18 protein-coding genes are annotated in these 18,691 nt (G+C 41.7%); 11 read left to right on the top strand and 7 right to left on the bottom strand.

The window, feature by feature from the left end; all coding sequences use genetic code 11:
* The first annotated feature begins 147 nt into the window (after positions 1-147).
* Positions 148-840 (top strand): FadR/GntR family transcriptional regulator, encoded by a 693-nt coding sequence (locus tag PSF16_RS07020; RefSeq protein WP_006663275.1) that lies wholly within the window; start codon positions 148-150, stop codon positions 838-840.
* A gap of 44 nt (positions 841-884) precedes the next feature.
* Positions 885-2,291, top strand: coding sequence for a multidrug transporter subunit MdtD (gene mdtD / locus PSF16_RS07015; RefSeq protein WP_006660667.1), 1,407 nt, complete (start codon positions 885-887; stop codon positions 2,289-2,291).
* Here the strand turns inward: mdtD and rbsR are convergent.
* The 6 genes from rbsR to rbsD all read right to left on the bottom strand — a co-directional run bounded on the left by rbsR (position 2,288) and on the right by rbsD (position 8,156).
* Positions 2,288-3,289 carry a ribose operon transcriptional repressor RbsR gene (rbsR, locus tag PSF16_RS07010; protein ID WP_432652914.1) on the bottom strand — a complete coding sequence of 334 codons (1,002 nt, stop codon included), beginning with the start codon at positions 3,287-3,289 and terminating at the stop codon, positions 2,288-2,290. The genes mdtD and rbsR overlap by 4 nt on opposite strands.
* 9 nt (positions 3,290-3,298) lie before the next feature.
* Positions 3,299-4,222 (bottom strand): ribokinase, encoded by a 924-nt coding sequence (gene rbsK / locus PSF16_RS07005; RefSeq protein WP_006663273.1) that lies wholly within the window; start codon positions 4,220-4,222, stop codon positions 3,299-3,301.
* A gap of 103 nt (positions 4,223-4,325) precedes the next feature.
* Positions 4,326-5,216, bottom strand: a complete 891-nt coding sequence (gene rbsB / locus PSF16_RS07000) for a ribose ABC transporter substrate-binding protein RbsB (RefSeq protein WP_006660664.1) — start codon at positions 5,214-5,216, stop codon at positions 4,326-4,328.
* A 39-nt stretch (positions 5,217-5,255) separates the two neighbouring features.
* Complete coding sequence (rbsC, locus tag PSF16_RS06995) at positions 5,256-6,218, bottom strand: ribose ABC transporter permease (RefSeq protein ID WP_006660663.1); 963 nt, start codon at positions 6,216-6,218, stop codon at positions 5,256-5,258.
* Positions 6,215-7,729 (bottom strand): ribose ABC transporter ATP-binding protein RbsA, encoded by a 1,515-nt coding sequence (gene rbsA / locus PSF16_RS06990; protein ID WP_006660662.1) that lies wholly within the window; start codon positions 7,727-7,729, stop codon positions 6,215-6,217. Before rbsA ends, rbsC begins: the two co-directional genes overlap by 4 nt.
* Before the next feature lie 7 nt (positions 7,730-7,736).
* On the bottom strand, positions 7,737-8,156 hold the full coding sequence (gene rbsD / locus PSF16_RS06985; protein WP_006663271.1) for a D-ribose pyranase: 420 nt from the start codon (positions 8,154-8,156) through the stop codon (positions 7,737-7,739).
* A gap of 391 nt (positions 8,157-8,547) precedes the next feature.
* Here rbsD and ravA point away from each other — a divergent pair, with 391 nt between their 5' ends.
* Both ravA and viaA read left to right on the top strand, forming a co-directional pair.
* Positions 8,548-10,065, top strand: coding sequence for an ATPase RavA (gene ravA, locus PSF16_RS06980; RefSeq protein ID WP_006663270.1), 1,518 nt, complete (start codon positions 8,548-8,550; stop codon positions 10,063-10,065).
* 2 nt (positions 10,066-10,067) lie between these two features.
* Positions 10,068-11,525, top strand: coding sequence for an ATPase RavA stimulator ViaA (gene viaA, locus PSF16_RS06975; RefSeq protein WP_006663269.1), 1,458 nt, complete (start codon positions 10,068-10,070; stop codon positions 11,523-11,525).
* Here viaA and asnA read toward each other — a convergent pair whose 3' ends face one another.
* A complete protein-coding gene (asnA, locus tag PSF16_RS06970; RefSeq protein ID WP_272689018.1) occupies positions 11,526-12,518 on the bottom strand; it encodes an aspartate--ammonia ligase in 993 nt (330 codons plus the stop codon).
* A gap of 161 nt (positions 12,519-12,679) precedes the next feature.
* On the opposite strand from asnA, the gene asnC reads away from it, so the two are divergent.
* The 7 genes from asnC to atpE all read left to right on the top strand — a co-directional run bounded on the left by asnC (position 12,680) and on the right by atpE (position 18,673).
* Positions 12,680-13,141: a transcriptional regulator AsnC gene (asnC, locus tag PSF16_RS06965; RefSeq protein WP_006660657.1), complete on the top strand. Its 462-nt coding sequence runs from the start codon at positions 12,680-12,682 to the stop codon at positions 13,139-13,141.
* Positions 13,142-13,233: 92 nt separating this feature from the next.
* Positions 13,234-13,680, top strand: a complete 447-nt coding sequence (mioC, locus tag PSF16_RS06960; protein WP_006663267.1) for an FMN-binding protein MioC — start codon at positions 13,234-13,236, stop codon at positions 13,678-13,680.
* 376 nt (positions 13,681-14,056) lie between these two features.
* Positions 14,057-15,946 carry a tRNA uridine-5-carboxymethylaminomethyl(34) synthesis enzyme MnmG gene (gene mnmG, locus PSF16_RS06955; protein WP_006660655.1) on the top strand — a complete coding sequence of 630 codons (1,890 nt, stop codon included), beginning with the start codon at positions 14,057-14,059 and terminating at the stop codon, positions 15,944-15,946.
* A 1-nt stretch (position 15,947) separates the two neighbouring features.
* Positions 15,948-16,571: a 16S rRNA (guanine(527)-N(7))-methyltransferase RsmG gene (gene rsmG, locus PSF16_RS06950; protein WP_006660654.1), complete on the top strand. Its 624-nt coding sequence runs from the start codon at positions 15,948-15,950 to the stop codon at positions 16,569-16,571.
* A 589-nt stretch (positions 16,572-17,160) separates the two neighbouring features.
* On the top strand, positions 17,161-17,535 hold the full coding sequence (gene atpI, locus PSF16_RS06945) for a F0F1 ATP synthase subunit I (protein WP_272689017.1): 375 nt from the start codon (positions 17,161-17,163) through the stop codon (positions 17,533-17,535).
* Between the two features lie 33 nt (positions 17,536-17,568).
* Positions 17,569-18,387 carry a F0F1 ATP synthase subunit A gene (gene atpB / locus PSF16_RS06940; RefSeq protein ID WP_006660652.1) on the top strand — a complete coding sequence of 273 codons (819 nt, stop codon included), beginning with the start codon at positions 17,569-17,571 and terminating at the stop codon, positions 18,385-18,387.
* A 46-nt stretch (positions 18,388-18,433) separates the two neighbouring features.
* On the top strand, positions 18,434-18,673 hold the full coding sequence (gene atpE / locus PSF16_RS06935) for a F0F1 ATP synthase subunit C (protein ID WP_004246596.1): 240 nt from the start codon (positions 18,434-18,436) through the stop codon (positions 18,671-18,673).
* Positions 18,674-18,691: the final 18 nt, after the last annotated feature.

The following is an 18,691-nucleotide window of genomic DNA, read 5'->3' as shown; positions in this document are numbered from 1 at the left end:
TTTTTTTACATATTTATTTCGTTCGCGTTTTTTTTAGCCAAATATGACTTAATACCGTAAATTACTACTGTTTTTTGACTATTTCAGCAGCAATAATTGATTTACTCACGTAACATATCAGTGATTAGTATCTGCATGGGATAAATCATGGAATTGAGCAAACAACAAAATGCCTCACAAAAAAACCTCTCTTTTATTATTGCTCGGAGTCTTGGGCAGCTCATTTTAAAAGAATCCTATTTATCTGATACTATTCTTCCCAGCGAATTAGAGTTATCAAAACAGTTTAATGCCAGCCGAACAGCCATCAGAGAAGCCATTAAAATATTAGCCGCGAAAGGTATGGTTTTAGCACGCCCCCGAATTGGTACTCGAGTGATGCCCGCTTCTAATTGGAACTTCCTCGATCAAGACTTGCTAAATTGGTGGATTAACAGTGAAGAAAAATCCGTGGTGATTAAACACTTTCAAGTTGTTCGTCTCGCCATTGAACCCCAAGCTTGTTATCTCGCAGCACTAAACGCCACAGAAGAACAAAAACAGACCCTGCAATTACTGTCTAATGAGATGACTCTCCTCGATAAGGAGTTTGATAGGTCTCATTGGATAAAAGTCGATTTTCGTTTTCATCTAACTATCTATCGTGCGTGCTGTAATCCATTTTTAATTTCGTTCGCCAATCTCTTTAGATCGGTATATCAACTTTACTTTGATGCAATAACGGAAAATGATGCAATAGAAGTAGAACTTCACCAACAACTTGCCGATGCTATTATTAATGGTAAGAGTCGTGAAGCTTGCGATCTCTGCTATACCTTATTAACGACAATGCAAAAATAAGCTAATAGAACGAATTCGCTCACCAAATTATCAATAGGTAACGGATGTTTAAGACTGCTAAAAATATGTCGGGTTTGCCGTGGATTGCCGCGATGGCTTTCTTTATGCAAGCGTTGGATGCCACTATATTGAATACGGCACTACCTGATATTGCCAAAAGTTTGCATCATTCCCCATTAGCGATGCAATCTGCCGTTGTGAGTTATACCTTAACCGTGGCGTTATTAATCCCAGTGAGTGGTTGGTTCGCAGACAGATTTGGCACTCGACGTATCTTTATTATTGCCGTCTCTCTCTTTTCTCTAGGTTCACTACTCTGTGCACTTTCTCCTTCACTCACAGTGTTAGTGGCTTCACGAGTGATTCAAGGAATTGGCGGTGCGATGATGATGCCTGTAGCAAGACTCGCATTGATCCGTGCTTACCCCCGTAGTGAACTCTTGCCAATTTTAAACTTTGTGACTATTCCTGGATTAGTCGGTCCTATATTAGGACCTTTGTTAGGCGGGATTCTTGTCACCTATGCCACATGGCATTGGATATTTATTATTAATATCCCTATTGGTGTACTCGGTATTATTTATGCATTAAAGCATATGCCTGATTTTAAAATGCCGAAACGTAAGTTCGATACCCTCGGGTTTATCCTATTCGGGTTTGGCTTGGTCATGCTCTCAGTCAGTCTGGATCTGTTTGGCGATAAATCATTATCTAGCTATATACCTTTAGCGATAGTTCTGGGCGGTTTTCTTTGCCTTCTTCTTTATATACTTCACGCAAGGCGCATTAAGCATGCGATTATTCCGCTCAACTTATTTAAGACGAGAACCTTCTCCATTGGTATTAGCGGTAACATCGCCACTCGATTAGGTACTGGAAGTATTCCATTCTTAATGCCATTGATGCTGCAAGTAGGATTTGGTTATGAAGCCGTTGTGGCAGGAATGATGATGGCTCCGCTGGCGATTGGGTCAATTACAGCTAAATCTGCAGTCACCAGAATCTTAACTCGATTTGGGTATCGAAATACGCTGTTTACTGTCACGGTAATTATCGGGTTGATGATTTCACAATTTTCACTGCAAAGCCCCGATATGTCGATTTACTTGCTCATTATCCCACTGTTTATTTTAGGAATGGTGATGTCCACACAGTTCACTGCCATGAATACCATTTGCTTAGCGGACTTAACAGATAATAACGCTAGCGCCGGCAACAGTATGTTAGCCGTGACTCAGCAACTGTCTATTAGTTTTGGGATCGCGGTGAGTGCTACCATTTTGAGCTTTTTTGATAATCAGCCAAATAGCAATGTTGTGGATAACTTCCATTACACATTTATTACGATCGGAGCTATCACGTTACTTTCTGCCTTTGTGTTTCTATTACTCAGTAAAACCGATGGTGATAATTTAATTAAAGACAAAAAATCCGAGAAAACGCAGAATTAGCGTTTCCTCACTGATTGACGTTCCACTAGTTTTGGCGTTAAGACTAAAACAGATGGTTCAGCATCTGGATTATCCATTCGATAAATAAGTTGGTTAACCGCTTGCTGACCAAGTTCATCTTTCGGCTGATGAACCGTGGTGAGTGGCGGGATCATATAAGAAGAGAGTGCAATATCGTCATAACCAATAATGGAAATGTCGTCAGGCACTTTCATGCCTTTTTGGTAAATCGCTTGGTAAGCACCGACCGCCATCGCATCATTCCCCGCAAAAATAGCATCTGGGGGATTCGGTAGTACCAAGAGTTTATTCATCGAGTCAAATCCACCCGAAAACTCAAAATCACTGAAGATAATGTATTCATCGTAGATATTCAGCGATGCTGCTTTCATGGCATGAAGGAAGCCTTGATAACGCGCCTGCGCTGGGGATTTATCTTGAGGACCGGCAATACAAGCGATTCGCGTAAAACCAGCATCAATTAAATAACGTGTTGCAATTTCACCACCAAGGAACGAGTTATCTTGGATAATATCGCCAGCAGATTCAAATGGAGACCAGTCCATCATCACTGTTGGAACCGATGGATAACGGGAAAAAACAGTTTTGGATGGTCCCTGCACTTCAGTACACATAATAAGTAGCCCATCAACGCGCTTTTGCAGCAAAGTTTCTAAGCTATGATCCATGCGTTTCAGATCCCCTTCCGTGTTGCATAGGATCAAACTGTAACCCAGTTCGTAGCAACTACGCTCGACTCCACGCACCACCTCAGCATAAAAAGGGTTATTACTCGCAGTGAGTAACATACCGATTGTATTTGTGCGATTCATTTTCAAACTTCTCGCTAAGGCTGAAGGTGCATAATTGAGTTGTTCAATTGCACTTTTTACCCGTGAGGTCACACTTTCACTGACATAGCGATTTTGGTTGATAACATGGGAGACGGTGGATGTTGATACGCCCGCAAGGCGAGCAACATCTTTCATTGTTGCCACAAATTAATCCTATTGAAGAAGAAACTGGTCAATTTCATTACGCCATGGAACAGAAGGTTGTGCCCCCGGGCGCGTAACTGCAATAGCCGCAGCTGCGTGAGCAAAGATGATAGCATCTTCATCGGATTGGCCTTCAAGTAGCGCAGTTACATACGCCCCATTGAATGTATCACCTGCTGCAATGGTGTCTACTGCTTTCACTTTAAAGCCCGGTATTATTTTACCTTGCTTACCTGATTCGCTATACCAAACGCCTCTAGCACCCAATGTAATCATCACTTTATGAATACCTTTTTGATGAAGCGCTAGTGCTGCTTTTTGCGCACCATCGTCATCATTAACAGCAATCCCCGTTAAATGCTCAGCTTCAGTTTCATTTGGTGTAATAACATCCACCAGCGACAACAGCGAATCAGGCAACGCTTGTGCAGGCGCAGGGTTTAAGATCACTTTAGTTTGATGTTGGCGAGCAATTTCAGCTGCCATTTGTACCGTTTCAATCGGAGATTCTAGTTGCATTAATAAGGCATCTGCATCAATGATTTTTTGTTGATAAGCCGCTAATCGTTCAGTAGAAAGGTGTCCGTTTGCCCCCGCATTAATCCCAATGATGTTTTCACCTTGACCATTAACATAAATCAGAGCGACCCCTGTTGTTTCACCTACAACAGAGTCAATGCAGTCAATCTTGATGGTATCTTTTTGTAACTGTTTTTTGATGCTAATGCCAACATCATCATCACCAACACAAGCAATAAATGTTATATCAGCACCACTACGTCCTGCCGCCACAGCTTGGTTAGCCCCTTTGCCGCCGAAGGCAACTTGGTAGCGATCGCCTCTTACAGTTTCACCTGGCTGGGGAAACTGTTGCACATTCAGAATGTGGTCAACGTTGATACTGCCTAAAACAACCAGTTTAGCTGCTGCCATAACATTTATTTCCTTTTGCTACGCAATTAAATAAACCGCCGCTATAGTTCACGGCGGTTCTTCAATCTTCTTGTTTTATCAAGGATTGTTACTTTATATGGAATTATTGTTTTACCACGAGTTCTAATTCAACGGGAACTGTTGCTTCTACTTTTTCGCCTTTTAATACTTTATCTGCGATCTGTACCCCAACAATACCAATTTGATCTGGGCGCTGAGCAATTGTCGCACCTAATTTTCCGCCTTGAACTGCCTTAATACCGTCATTTGTGCCATCAAATCCAACCACTAGCACATCATCACGACCCGCAGTTTGCAGCGCTCTTAATGCACCGAGTGCCATTTCATCATTTTGCGCAAAAACAGCCTGAACAGCAGGATGTGCTGTCAGTAAGTTTTGCATAACGTTCAAGCCTTTAGTTCTGTCGAAATCCGCAGGCTGGCTCGCTAATACGTTGAATTTATGCTCTTTCGCACCCGCATTGAAACCTTCACCACGCTCACGAGCCGCAGAAGTTCCAGAAATACCTTCTAATTGGATCACTTTAGCGTCATTACCCGTTTTCTTGGCGATAAAGTCTGCCGCCATTTTTCCGCCCATGCGGTTATCGGAAGCAACATGGCTCACCACTTCACCTTTATTAGCTGCACGGTCTAAGGTGATAACAGGAATTTTTGCTTTGTTTGCCATCAGAATTGAGTTGCCCACCGCATCAGAATCAGTTGGGTTGATCAGCATTAATTTGGTGCCGCGCACCGTTAAATCTTGTACGTTCGCTAACTCTTTCGCTGGGTTATCTTGAGAATCCAAAACAATCAGTTCATAACCCAGTTTGTCCGCTTCTTTTTGTGCTGCATCTTTCATGGTCACAAAGAATGGGTTGTTCAGGGTTGAAATAACCAGCGCGATGCTCTCTTTTGCCATCGCATTCACACTGACGGTTGCTGTTAGTGCAAATGCGGTAAATAAAGTCGCTAATTTATTCAGTTTCATAAGAAAATTCCTGTCGTTATCGGGTAGGGGTCATAATCACTATTTTTTGTTATCAACGAGCACTGCTAATAAAATCACAACGGCTTTAACAATCATTTGGTAATTTGAAGAAATACCTAATAAGTTCAATCCGTTATTTAGGAAACCGAGAATCAAGGCACCAATCAGCGTACCAACTATACGCCCCTTACCACCAGCAAGACTTGTACCACCGAGGACAACCGCGGCAATCGCATCTAATTCATAGCCATTACCTGCCATTGGCTGAGCTGATGATAAACGTGCAACTTCGATGACACTCGCCAGAGCAGCTAATAAGCCACATAAGGCGTAAACGATAATTTTAATTTTATCGACATTAATCCCCGACAAGCGGGTTGCTGATTCATTTCCACCTAACGCATAGATATAACGACCTAAGCGAGTGTGGTGCAGCATGTACCACGCTGCAGCAAAGACGATAACCATTAACCATACAGGGGTAGGAATACCTAATGGGCGACCAATACCAAACCAACCGAACAAGTCAGCGTTATCACTAAATCCAGTATTAATTGGGCTACCATCGGTATAAACACGGGTCACACCGCGCAGTAATAACATCATCACTAATGTTGCAATAAATGCCTGTACTTTACCTTTAGCAACAATCACACCTGTGCATGCCCCAATTGCTGCTCCGAGCGCTAAAGCGCCTGCCACTGCAACAAATGCATTAACATCAGCACCGACCATAGATGCCGCAACAGCACCGGTTAGCGCCAGTAGTGAGCCGACTGATAAATCAATACCTGAAGTCAGAATAACCAATGTCATTCCCACAGCCATGATAGCGTTCACAGAAGTCTGTTGAAGGATGTTAAACAAGTTGTTTACTGTAAAAAAGTTGGGGCTTAAGGTTGAAACAATCGCAATTAAAACTAATAGGGCGATTAAGGATTTTTGCTCCATTAGCCATGCTTTGCTGAAGTAGCGTTTTGATGGTGCGGTTGTTGAACTCATGCTGTTAACTCCTGAACTGAGCCGTAATTTTTACCGACTGCGGCCGCCATTAAGGCTTCCTGCGTTGCTTCTTTGGCGGAGAATTCGCCGCTGATATGCCCTTCATGCATAACCAAAATGCGATCGCTCATCCCAATGACTTCAGGCATTTCTGAAGAAACGAGGATGATACTCAGCCCTTCTTTTTTGAATTGGTTAATTAATTGGTAGATCTCTTTTTTTGCCCCAACATCAACACCGCGGGTTGGTTCATCAAGAATCAGAACTTTTGGGCGGGTCATTAATCCACGGGCAATTGCCACTTTTTGCTGGTTACCACCAGATAAATTGCCAATTATCTGATCCATGGATGGGGTTTTAATATTAAATAAGCGGATAAAATCCCCTACGGTCATTTGCTCTTCACCATGCTTTAATGTACCGCCAAAGTGGCTGAAGTAACCTAATGCAGTTAAGGACATATTTTCTTTTACTGACATCCCCAGTACTAAACCATCGCGCTTACGGTCTTCGGAAATATAAACGATGCCGTTATTCAAACCATCTTGTGGGGTTTTTAAGGTGACGTTTTTGCCTTCTAGCTGGATATTGCCGGATTTTTTCGGTGCTGCTCCGTAGATGATTTTCATCAACTCTGTACGTCCTGCGCCCATCAAACCTGAAACACCTAAAATTTCACCGCTTCTTAGTGTGAAACTAGCATTGGTTACACCGGGACCAGAAACATTTTCAACTTGAAGACGAATATCACCAACAGGCACATCGACTCGCGGATATTGGTCTTCCAGCTTACGTCCGACCATCATCTCAATCAGTTTTTCTTCTTCTAATTCACTGACGGGCTTTTCACCAATAAACTGACCGTCACGAAAAACGGTCACATCGTCGCAAATTTCGAAAATTTCTTTTAAACGGTGAGAGATATACACAATCCCGCAGCCTTGGGATTTTAAATCTTCAATCACGCGAAAGAGTGAGGCGGTTTCGGTATCAGTCAGTGCATCTGTCGGCTCATCCATAATGATGACTTGAGATTGGAAACTGAGAACTTTAGCAATTTCGACCATTTGCTGTTCACCAATGGATAATTCAGCAATGGTTTGGTGACTATCGTAATTAAGATTGAGTCGCTGGAGGAGTTTATCTGACTCACTAAACATTTTGTTCCAGTCAATTTTGCCAAACTTGTTTACAAACTCGCGACCTAAAAAGATATTTTCAGCAATGGTTAATTCTGGAATTAAGTTTAGCTCTTGGTGAATGATCCCGATCCCCGCTTCTTGGGAACTCTTTGGACCATTAAATGCCACGTCTTTACCAAGGTAACGGATCGCTCCCGCATCTTTATTGTAAATCCCCGTGAGCACTTTCATCATGGTGGATTTACCGGCACCATTTTCTCCCACTAGCGCCATCACTCTACCTGGGTAGACTTTTAGAGCGGCTCCAGAGAGTGCTTTTACTCCGGGGAAAGCTTTATCAATGCCGATTAGTTCTAATAAAGGTTGCATAGTCACCTCAGAAAGTCACACCGGAACAAAGAATGATATTTGCGTAAGGTGAACATTCCCCTGTTCTGATCACGGCTTTACTATCATGAGTTCGTTGTTTGAAATGCTCATGGCTGCAATAAATGACTTCAATGTGATTTCCCTGTGCTGCTTCTAATTCACGAAGATGGGCTAAAATAGCTTTTTCCATTTGTGGATTTATTTTGCTGATTTCTTGGGCAAGTATTGCTTTTTCTACTTGCATTTCTTGGGTAACGACCCGCAAAACAGACATGAAATCCGGTAGTCCTTGTGTCACTGCTAAATCAATACGTTCTGTGCCAGTAGGAATTGGCAAGCCAGCATCGCCAAGCGTGATATGGTCGGTATGACCCAATTTCGCAATCACGGCAGCAATATTAGCGTTAAGCAGCATACCTTTTTTCATTCTTTACCACCGTTTTTAGTCTGTTTTTTCTACTATGGGGTTTCGATACATCGCAAGCGAAACGTTTCGCTCATACAATAATAGTAAAGAACAGTCACAACTCAATATTCTTATCTTGGTTTTGTGATCACTATCGAAACGTTTCGTTTGCCTATTTTTACGCATAAAAAGCTAACTTATTGAATAAGTTATCGCTGAATCGTTCCTGCTCAGTAAATATTCAATCCGCCAACACACGGATATTAGGTGTGCTTTATGCCAAATAATATCAAAGAAAAATCACGAAACTGATTGCACAATGAATAAAAGGACGGATAACCTAGCAATAGCTTGGTCAATAACCATCTCCCTCTAACCCTTAGACGAGTTATTTAGAGAAAAGGAACCCCTTATGCAATTAGCTGAACGGATAGCCCAATTGAGCAACTACCTTGAAGGTGGCTTGTATGAACGTCAGCAAGCTATTCGTTTGTGTTTACTCGCGACTCTCAGCGGAGAAAGCGTATTTTTATTGGGACCACCGGGAATAGCGAAAAGCTTAATTGCCCGTCGTATGAAATATGCATTTCGCCAAGCTAATGCCTTCGAATATTTAATGACTCGCTTTTCTACTCCTGAAGAGATATTTGGACCACTATCCATTCAAGCCTTAAAAGATGAAGGTCGCTATGAACGGTTAACCAAAGGGTATCTACCGGATGCGGAAGTTGTCTTTCTGGATGAGATCTGGAAAGCGGGTCCAGCGATTTTAAATACCTTATTGACCGCCATTAATGAGCGTAAATTCCGTAATGGGGACGTAGAAAAAAATATCCCGATGCGCTTATTAGTGACGGCATCTAATGAACTGCCGGATGCTGATAATAGCCTTGAAGCACTTTTTGATAGGATGTTACTGCGAATTTGGCTGGATAAAGTTCAAGAAAAACAAAACTTCCGTGCTTTATTAACGGGCAAATATCCACAAGAAGAGAATTTGGTTCCTGATCACCTAAAAATCAGTGAAGAAGAGTACCGGGAATGGCAAAAAGAAATTCCCAAAATTTCGCTGCCCGATCATTGTTTTGAACTGATTTATCAGTTACGCCAACAGATTGATGCAACAGAAAAGAATTTATATGTCTCTGATAGACGCTGGAAGAAGGCCGTTTATTTATTACAGGCAAGTGCTTTCTTTAACGGTCGGGATTCAGTTTCACCTTTGGATATTGTGCTGCTCAAAGATTGTTTATGGCACGATATGCAGTCTATGAATTTACTGCCCCAGTTGATCAAATCTCTCGTTCAAGAGGATGGCTGGCAACAACGTAAATTTACGCGAGAAATTGAGCAAGTTTACCAACAATGGATGTCATCCACGCAAGATCAAAATAATCAAGATGCGTTTAAGGTTTTAAAAAATAATGCGATGTTTGCACGCAAAGCCTCTTATGTATTACCTGAAAATATTAGCGAAGGACGTGTGACCCTCTTTTTACATCGCCCATTGCAGCTGCATAATATGAAAGTGACATTTATCACAACTGAGAAAAAGGCGTTGGTGAATTTCTTAAATAAAGGAACTACGTTATCTGCCCATCTTAATGGTATTGGTTTCGCCCAAGAACTGGCAGCTGAAGTGAATAATTTAAACCAAATCCAGCTATTAGATGTCAGTCATCAAGCATCAACCTTATATTTGCAAAATAAAAACGTCGCTGCGACACCCGCCACAAATAATAAAGAGTGGTTAGATAAACTGGATACCATTCAAAATGAGATTCAAGGGGCAAAATATCAATTTGAAAAACAACAACCCAATCTATTTATCGAAGCACATTGGCTGGCAGGTGTCGAAGAGAGTTTCATGAAGCTTACCGATAAATTAACACAGCTCCGTCAGCAAATACTGGGCAAAGTGGCTAACTAATTATGATGAGCCTAGCGTCGTTAGAGTTACTGCTTTCCGTGAATGAAAGCCAGCTCATTGAGGAGATTATTATTTCTCTTCTTGCTACCCCACAGCTGGCCGTTTTTTTTGAAAAGCACCCGCGATTAAAAAAAGCGCTCTTAAAAGATCTCTCCAGTTGGAAAAAAGATCTTAAGCAAAAACTACAAGATGCTTTAGTTCCCCAGCAATTATCTGAAGAATTTGGGCTATACCAAAAATCATTAGGGATACCCACGGATACTTTTTTCTCTCAATTACCCAGTGTCATCGCCAGATTAGAGCAGCTGGATTCGCCGTTTTACCGTGAAGCATTACAACTACAAAAAGGGAAAATAGAAAATCGGAGTGCACGGCAATCTTTGATTGTTCAACGCTGGCGCATCAGTTTGATTTTACAAGTAACAACTTTACATAAAGAGCTCCTAGAACAAGAAAAAGAGCAATTGTTAGCGGAACTACAACGACGCTTAGCTCTCAGTGGCAACCTTGAGGATATTTTAGGTGAAAATGAACGCTCTTCAGGACGTTTATGGGATCTTAGTAAAGGGTTTAGTAACCCTGCTTCTTATAATGACCAGTTGATTGCCCGCTACAGTGATTTTTTACGTCAGCAACCTGAACTGGAGAAAATAGCCCAGCTGTTAGGACGCAGCCAATCTGCAAAATCTCTTCTGGATGATAACGTCATCCTTGAACCGATGACGGTAATGGAAAAAGTCCCAGAAACAGTACCTGAACAAGTGAATGGTTTAAACCAAAGTGATGATATTTTGCGGTTATTACCCGCTGAACTCGCAATGTTAGGGCTAGAAGATATCGAATTTGAATTTTACCGAAAGCTACTAGAGAAACAGCTCATTACCTATCGATTGCAAGGGGAAAGTTGGCAGGAACGCAAGGTTTTGCGCCCAGTAACCCATCATCAGCATGAAGAACAGCCTCGGGGACCGTTTGTTGTTTGTATCGATACTTCAGGCTCCATGGGAGGCATTAACGAGCGCTGTGCAAAAGCTTTTTGTCTGGCTTTAATGAAAATTGCGCTGGCGGATAATCGAGCCTGCCATGTCATGCTGTTTTCCACTGAAATAGTCCATTATGATCTTCTCTCGGCAGATGGTTTAGAACAGTGTATGCGCTTCTTACACCAAACATTTCGTGGAGGTACTGACTTAGCGGCATGTTTACGCGAAACAACCGTAAAATTAGAATCAAAACAGTGGAGTGATGCGGATGCGGTTGTGATTTCGGATTTTGTGGCTCAACGTTTACCTGATGAGCTGATCCAAAAAATAAAATCCCTTCAAAAAGTTGGTAAATACCGCTTCCATGCGGTATCTGTCTCAAATTATGGGAAGCCCGGTATCATGAAGATATTCGATCATATCTGGCGTTTTGATACAGGGCTAAAAAACCGATTACTGCGCCGTTTTAATCGATAATTACAGCATATCTTCAACGGTTTCAGTCATTTCAGGTGACCAAACACCACACTGAACTTGACCAATATGTTTGCGTTGTAGCAGCAACATCACTAAACGGGATTGACCAATACCACCCCCGATAGATTGTGGCATTTCACCTTTCACTAATGCTTGATGCCATTCCAGCTCCATACGTTTTTCATCACCAGTTAATGCCAGCTGGCGAGTTAAGCACTCTGGGCTTACGCGGATCCCCATTGAAGAGATTTCAAACGCATCTTGTAGTACAGGGTTCCAGACAATGATGTCACCGTTTAAGCCTTTAAAACCATCTTCGTTTTCTGTGGTCCAATCATCGTAGTCTGGAGCACGAACATCATGGGATTCGCCGCTAGACAGTTTTCCACCTATACCGATTAAAAATACTGCCCCAAATTCTTTAGCAATTGCACGCTCGCGACCTTTCGCGTCTAAGTCTGGGTAACGTTTTAGCAGCTCTTCACTGTGGATAAAGTGAATTTGGTCTGGCAGGAACGGTGCCAAACCAAATTCTTTACTTACGGCAGCTTCTGTTTCTTTTATTGCCTTATAGATTTTACCCACTGTCTGCTTCAGATAAGTAAGTGTACGCTCCTCATCTGCCATCACTTTTTCCCAATCCCACTGGTCAACATAGACGGAGTGGATTGGGGTTAAGCGATCCTCGTCCGGACGTAACGCTTTCATATGTGTATACAGACCTTGACCTTCGCTGAAACCAAAACGACCTAAGGTTTTGCGTTTCCATTTAGCCAAAGAATGCACTACTTCAAACGTTGCACCAGGAATGGATTTCACTTTTACCTGAACGGCTTTTTCACAGCCTGATAAGTTATCTTGAGTACCATCGCCTAAGCGGCTCAGGATAGGACCTTGAACTTCAATGAGACCAAGCTCTTTTTCAAGTAAACGTGAGAAATAAGATTTAACAAAACTGATTTGTTGCTGATGTTCGATGAATGACTTGTCCATAATATTACCCATAATTTGTTTGCTGTAATTAGCCGATGTGTAGATTAAGCAACAAAATGAGGTATAAATTCAATATCCATCATTAAAAAAAGCCTTTACTGTTTATTTTGATTAAAAAAATGGGTATAAAAATGAATAATCATCAAAATGGAGACTAAATAATGCCTGAAAATTATCAAATCGATAATCTCGATCGTGACATACTTCACGAATTAATGGTCAATGCGCGTACACCTTATGCTGAATTAGCCAAAAAATTCTCAGTAAGCCCAGGGACCATTCATGTGCGAGTGGAAAAAATGAAGCAAGCGGGGATCATAAAAGGCACACGTATTGATATCAGTGCAAAACAACTCGGCTTTGATGTCTGCTGTTTTATCGGGATCATTTTAAAAAGTGCTAAAGACTACCATACAGCCCTTAAAAAATTGGATGCTTTAGAAGAAGTGGTTGAGGTTTACTACACAACAGGTCAATACAGTATCTTTATTAAAGTCATGTGCCGATCGATAGATTCTCTACAAGACGTACTTATCAACAAAATCCAGACCATAGATGAAATACAGTCCACAGAAACGCTGATCTCCTTACAAAACCCGATCATGCGTACGATCAGCCCTTAGAAAAAAAAATGATATAACCACATTATCCACAGGTAGATCCCAGCTCATTCACAGCGTACAATAGCGCCCTGTTAATGTGAAAGAGAATAACCATGAGCGCAACAAAAGTAACCTTAATTAGCGGTAGTACCATGGGCAGTGCCGAATATGTCTCAGAGCATATGGCAGAGATTTTAGAAGAACTCGGCTATGAAACGGATATACAGCACGGTCCTGAATTAGATGACTTACCGCTTGAAGGGTTATGGCTGGTGGTTAGCTCTACACATGGCGCAGGGGATCTTCCCGAAAATATTCAACCTCTTGCTGAAGCTATCCAGTCTCAATCACCTGATCTCAGTAAGATCAAGTATGGTGCCGTAGGTATTGGTAGCTCGGAATACGATACCTTTTGTGGTGCGATCCACACGCTAGATACTTTATTACAAGAAAATGGCGCGAAAAGGATCGGTGATTGCTTTGAAATTGATGTTCAGCAACACGAAATTCCTGAAGATCCTGCAGGAGAATGGGTTAAAATTTGGGCAAACGAACTCTAATTTGTTCAAATTAGCAGCAATCAACTGTGGATAACTACGGTAAGATCATGGTATTAACCGGTAGTTATCCAGATTATAAGTTTTAGGTCGTTCAAGGCCTGTGCATAAGTCCCTATTTAGATCCCAGCTTATACGCAATAGGATCACGGATCATTCACAGTATATGATCCTTTACACTTTGATGATCTTTAAAGTGAAAAATCACTTATCCACAGAAATGGTCGATCCTAATAAAAGATCTAATAAAGAGATCTTTAAATAAAAAAGATCTTTATATTATATAGGCGGGAGGTCAGGGCTTGGTCTCCCCAACAAACTTGAGTAGAATTCACTCCTCGAATGCAGAATCCGCATTTTCTAACGTTAAGGTTCACACATGTTTTATCCAGAGCAATTTGACGTCATCGTAATTGGTGGTGGTCATGCCGGTACTGAGGCAGCAATGGCAGCTGCACGTATGGGGCGTCAAACCCTATTACTGACTCACAATATTGATACATTGGGCCAGATGTCTTGCAACCCAGCCATCGGTGGGATCGGTAAGGGACATCTGGTAAGAGAAATTGATGCCCTTGGTGGTTTAATGGCAACCGCAACAGATAAAGCGGGTATTCAATTTAGAACGCTCAATGCAAGCAAAGGTCCTGCTGTTCGTGCAACTCGAGCACAAGCAGACCGCGTGCTATATCGCCAAGCGGTTAGAACGGCATTAGAAAATCAACCAAACTTGATGATCTTCCAACAACCTGTTGAAGATCTGATTGTTGAAAACAACCGAGTAACCGGAGCTGTTACTCGCATGGGCTTAAAATTTAAAGCCAAAGCTGTGGTATTAACTGTGGGTACTTTCCTTGATGGAAAAATTCACATTGGTTTAGAAAACTACAGTGGTGGTCGTGCAGGAGATCCTCCAGCCATTACGTTATCTCAACGCTTAAGAGAATTACCATTACGTGTAAATCGCTTAAAAACCGGGACTCCACCACGTATTGATGCAAGAACGATCGATTTCAGTCAACTGGCACAACAGCTAGGTGACGACCCAATGCCTGTATTCTCATTTTTAGGTTCACAAGAGCAGCATCCACAGCAAGTGCCTTGTTACATCACCTATACCAATGAACAAACCCATGATGTGATCCGTAATAACTTAGATCGCAGCCCTATGTATGCAGGGATCATCGAAGGGATAGGTCCTCGTTACTGCCCTTCAATTGAAGACAAAGTGATGCGCTTTGCAGATAAAAACGCTCACCAAATCTTTTTAGAACCAGAAGGTTTAACAAGTAACGAAATTTACCCTAATGGGATCTCCACCAGCCTGCCATTTGATGTACAAATGCAAATTGTCCATTCTATGAAAGGGATGGAAAATGCAAGGATCGTTCGACCTGGCTACGCTATTGAGTACGATTTCTTTGACCCACGAGATCTGAAACAAACGCTGGAAAGCAAATTTATTGAAGGCTTGTTCTTTGCTGGTCAAATTAACGGAACAACAGGTTATGAAGAAGCCGCAGCACAAGGCTTATTAGCAGGTCTGAATGCTGCACAACACGCGTTTGGCTTAGATGGTTGGTTCCCACGTCGTGACCAAGCCTATGTGGGCGTACTGGTTGACGATCTGTGCACATTAGGAACCAAAGAACCGTACCGCATGTTCACTTCGCGTGCGGAATACCGTTTGATGTTACGTGAAGATAATGCGGACTTACGTTTAACTGAAAAAGGTCGTGAATTAGGCTTAGTTGACGATGTTCGTTGGGAACACTTCAACCGAAAAGTCGAATTGATCGAAAAAGAACGTCAACGCTTAAAAGACATTTGGGTTCACCCTAAATCAGATAACCATGAAGAAATTGACCAAATTTTGACCGTGCCATTATCCAAAGAAGCGAATGGTGAAGATTTACTACGCCGTCCTGAAATGACGTATCAAATGCTGACTTCGTTGAATTTGTTTGCTCCAGGCGTTGAAGATCCTCAAGCCGCAGATCAAGTTGAAATTCAAGTGAAATATGAAGGCTATATTGCACGTCAACAAGAAGAGATCGAGCGTCAATTACGTAATGAAAACACGTTGCTTCCTGTGGATTTAGATTACAAACAAGTCAAAGGTCTCTCGAACGAAGTTATGGCGAAGCTGAATGACCACAAACCAACTTCTATCGGTCAGGCTTCACGTATTTCAGGGATCACACCAGCAGCAATTTCGATTCTGCTTGTTTGGCTGAAGAAGCAAGGCATGCTACGTCGGAGTGCATAATATGGATTTACTCAGCAAACTGACAAAGCTATTGGCAAAAGCCGATATCCAACTGACGGATAAGCAAAAACAGCAATTAGTTGATTATGTTGGCTTACTGCACAAATGGAACAAAGCCTACAATTTGACGTCGGTACGTGAGCCTGAACAAATGTTAGTTCGCCACATCATGGACAGCATCGTGGTGAACGGACATCTCAAGGGTAACAAATTTATCGACGTAGGAACCGGTCCAGGGCTTCCTGGCGTTCCTTTGGCCATTGTCCGTCCAGATGCTCACTTTGTATTGCTTGATAGCTTAGGGAAGCGTGTACGCTTTCTTAAGCAGGTTCAACATGAACTCGGTCTGACGAATATTGAACCTGTGCAATTTAGAGTGGAAGAGTATCCTGCCAATGAGGGATTTGATGGGGTTATCAGCCGAGCTTTTGCTTCACTTAATGACATGTTGAGCTGGTGTCATCATCTTCCCGCGAAAGAAGGGCGCTTTTATGCCTTAAAAGGCGTGGTTCGTGATGAAGAGTTAGCGCAGCTCCCTGAGGGTTTTGAAATTGAGTCAATCACAGAGCTAAAAATTCCTGAATTGGATGAGCAACGGCACTTGGTTAAGCTATTAAAAAAATAACTTAATTGTGAGCAAAATTATTTTATCTTTTAGAGCGGTAGCCGTACATTTACAATGTTACGGCTATTTTTATATTTAATTAAAATAAAATTATTTTAATTTCACTTATTATTTACATGATATTAACCAATATATATCAAAAATAATCACGTTAAGGGTAATAATATTCCCAATCTAATATTTTTACTAAATCGTTTTAGCATTAATAATGAAATATTCAAATTATCATTTGCTATTTTTTGTGTAAAAAATAACAAGTTTAATTATTTGATTTATGGCTTAAAAATAGGTTCCTAACCAGATAAAGAGTGTGGTTATTAATCAAGAGATTACTATTTGTTGTGATCTTAATCACATAAAGTTATTTTTAGGCGACTAATCGTTAATAAATTATTAATCTCACCTGTCTTAATTCTGCGCTATCTCGAAAAAATTAAATATTTATTCACCTTTTCGCTACTTACTGATTGAATTCATTTCGCCTGCCCGTATAATTTGCACGTTTTTGTCTCTTGACACATTTAAGCAAAGGCAGTTTTATACAACCCTTAGCGTTTCTTAGGCTGAGAGAGCTGGGAGTACACAAGTTATGTTTGTTTCCCTTTATGGCAGTAATGCGACTAAGCAACTGTCTATTCAGTTAATAACTTTTGTAATCCTCAGTGGGGCTTTCTGTGCAAATAGTATAGAATGGGGGGCCTCTGCTCTTGCTGGTGGGTTAGCATGCTGCTTACCAAATATCGTATTTATGCTGCTATCACGCTTTCAAAAAGCAAAAGAAGAGGATGAACCTATCCGCATAGCCTGGTTCTTTGCATTAGGAGCAGGGTTAAAGGTTGTTACAACAATTACTGTCTTAGTTGTTGCTTTTGGTGTGTTTAAAGCGTCACTAACACCACTGGGTTTGACCTATTTAGCGGTGCTGATTGTTCAGATTGTTGCACCAGCCGTTGTAAAACGGTAAGTATTTTTAAACTACAAAAGGGTAAGAGGCATCATGTCTGCATCAGGAGAAGTGATGACTACAAATGAGTACATAGGTCACCATCTGAGAAACCTTCAGCTGGATCTACGTACCTTTGAGTTGGTCGATCCCCACGCTAGTCCAACGTTTTGGGCGTTAAACATTGACTCGCTTTTTTTCTCAGTAGTTCTCGGGGCTTTATTCCTGTGGCTATTTAGAAAAGTTGCAGCCAATGCGACTAGTGGCGTACCCGGTAAGTTACAGACTGCAATAGAACTGATCATTGGTTTCGTTGATAACTCAGTCCGTGATATGTATCACGGGAAGAGCAAAGTTATTGCCCCTCTGGCATTAACAGTGTTCGTCTGGGTATTTTTAATGAACCTTCTGGATCTACTTCCAATTGATTTCATCCCATACATCGGTGAGCACTATTTAGGTTTACCTGCTCTGCGTATTGTTCCAACCGCAGATGTAAGTATCACGATGTCGATGGCAATTGGTGTGTTTATCCTAATAATCTTTTACAGCATCAAGATGAAAGGAATTGGCGGATTCACGAAAGAGCTCACTATGCAGCCTTTCAACCATCCGGTATTTATCCCTGTAAACTTGATTCTTGAAGGGGTTAGCCTGCTGTCAAAACCTGTATCACTCGGTCTGCGACTGTTTGGTAACATGTATGCAGGTGAATTGATCTTTATTCTTATCGCGGCTCTGCTTCCGTGGTGGTCACAGTGGTTGTTAAGCCTGCCTTGGGCTATCTTCCACATACTGATTATTACGCTACAAGCCTTTATTTTTATGGTTCTGACTGTTGTCTATCTGTCGATGGCATCTGAAGAGCACTAATTTTATTATCAATAATTGTATTAACTGAAACAAACTGGAGACTGTCATGGAAAACCTGAGTATGGATCTGCTGTACATGGCTGCCGCTATTATGATGGGTTTAGCGGCGATCGGTGCTGCGATCGGTATCGGCATCCTAGGTGGTAAATTTTTAGAAGGCGCTGCTCGTCAGCCAGATTTAATTCCTCTGCTGCGTACACAGTTCTTTATCGTAATGGGTCTGGTCGATGCTATTCCGATGATTGCTGTTGGTCTGGGCTTATATGTAATGTTCGCTGTTGCCTAATTAACGTTACGGCACATA

The sequence above is a fragment of the Providencia sp. PROV033 genome (assembly GCF_028484855.1).
GTDB classification, from domain to species: domain Bacteria; phylum Pseudomonadota; class Gammaproteobacteria; order Enterobacterales; family Enterobacteriaceae; genus Providencia; species Providencia alcalifaciens.
Note: the sequence above shows the minus strand (reverse complement) of the source record. Positions and strands in the feature narration are given on the sequence as shown.

Excerpts from the sequence above, each read along its gene's own strand:
- PSF16_RS07020 (WP_006663275.1), top strand. The coding sequence starts at position 148 with ATGGAATTGAGCAAACAACAAAATGCCTCACAAAAAAACCTCTCTTTT.
- mdtD (WP_006660667.1), top strand. The coding sequence starts at position 885 with ATGTTTAAGACTGCTAAAAATATGTCGGGTTTGCCGTGGATTGCCGCG.
- rbsK (WP_006663273.1), bottom strand. The coding sequence starts at position 4,222 with ATGGCAGCAGCTAAACTGGTTGTTTTAGGCAGTATCAACGTTGACCAC.
- rbsB (WP_006660664.1), bottom strand. The coding sequence starts at position 5,216 with ATGAAACTGAATAAATTAGCGACTTTATTTACCGCATTTGCACTAACA.
- rbsC (WP_006660663.1), bottom strand. The coding sequence starts at position 6,218 with ATGAGTTCAACAACCGCACCATCAAAACGCTACTTCAGCAAAGCATGG.
- rbsA (WP_006660662.1), bottom strand. The coding sequence starts at position 7,729 with ATGCAACCTTTATTAGAACTAATCGGCATTGATAAAGCTTTCCCCGGA.
- rbsD (WP_006663271.1), bottom strand. The coding sequence starts at position 8,156 with ATGAAAAAAGGTATGCTGCTTAACGCTAATATTGCTGCCGTGATTGCG.
- ravA (WP_006663270.1), top strand. The coding sequence starts at position 8,548 with ATGCAATTAGCTGAACGGATAGCCCAATTGAGCAACTACCTTGAAGGT.
- viaA (WP_006663269.1), top strand. The coding sequence starts at position 10,068 with ATGATGAGCCTAGCGTCGTTAGAGTTACTGCTTTCCGTGAATGAAAGC.
- asnA (WP_272689018.1), bottom strand. The coding sequence starts at position 12,518 with ATGGACAAGTCATTCATCGAACATCAGCAACAAATCAGTTTTGTTAAA.
- asnC (WP_006660657.1), top strand. The coding sequence starts at position 12,680 with ATGCCTGAAAATTATCAAATCGATAATCTCGATCGTGACATACTTCAC.
- mioC (WP_006663267.1), top strand. The coding sequence starts at position 13,234 with ATGAGCGCAACAAAAGTAACCTTAATTAGCGGTAGTACCATGGGCAGT.
- mnmG (WP_006660655.1), top strand. The coding sequence starts at position 14,057 with ATGTTTTATCCAGAGCAATTTGACGTCATCGTAATTGGTGGTGGTCAT.
- rsmG (WP_006660654.1), top strand. The coding sequence starts at position 15,948 with ATGGATTTACTCAGCAAACTGACAAAGCTATTGGCAAAAGCCGATATC.
- atpI (WP_272689017.1), top strand. The coding sequence starts at position 17,161 with ATGTTTGTTTCCCTTTATGGCAGTAATGCGACTAAGCAACTGTCTATT.
- atpB (WP_006660652.1), top strand. The coding sequence starts at position 17,569 with ATGTCTGCATCAGGAGAAGTGATGACTACAAATGAGTACATAGGTCAC.
- atpE (WP_004246596.1), top strand. The coding sequence starts at position 18,434 with ATGGAAAACCTGAGTATGGATCTGCTGTACATGGCTGCCGCTATTATG.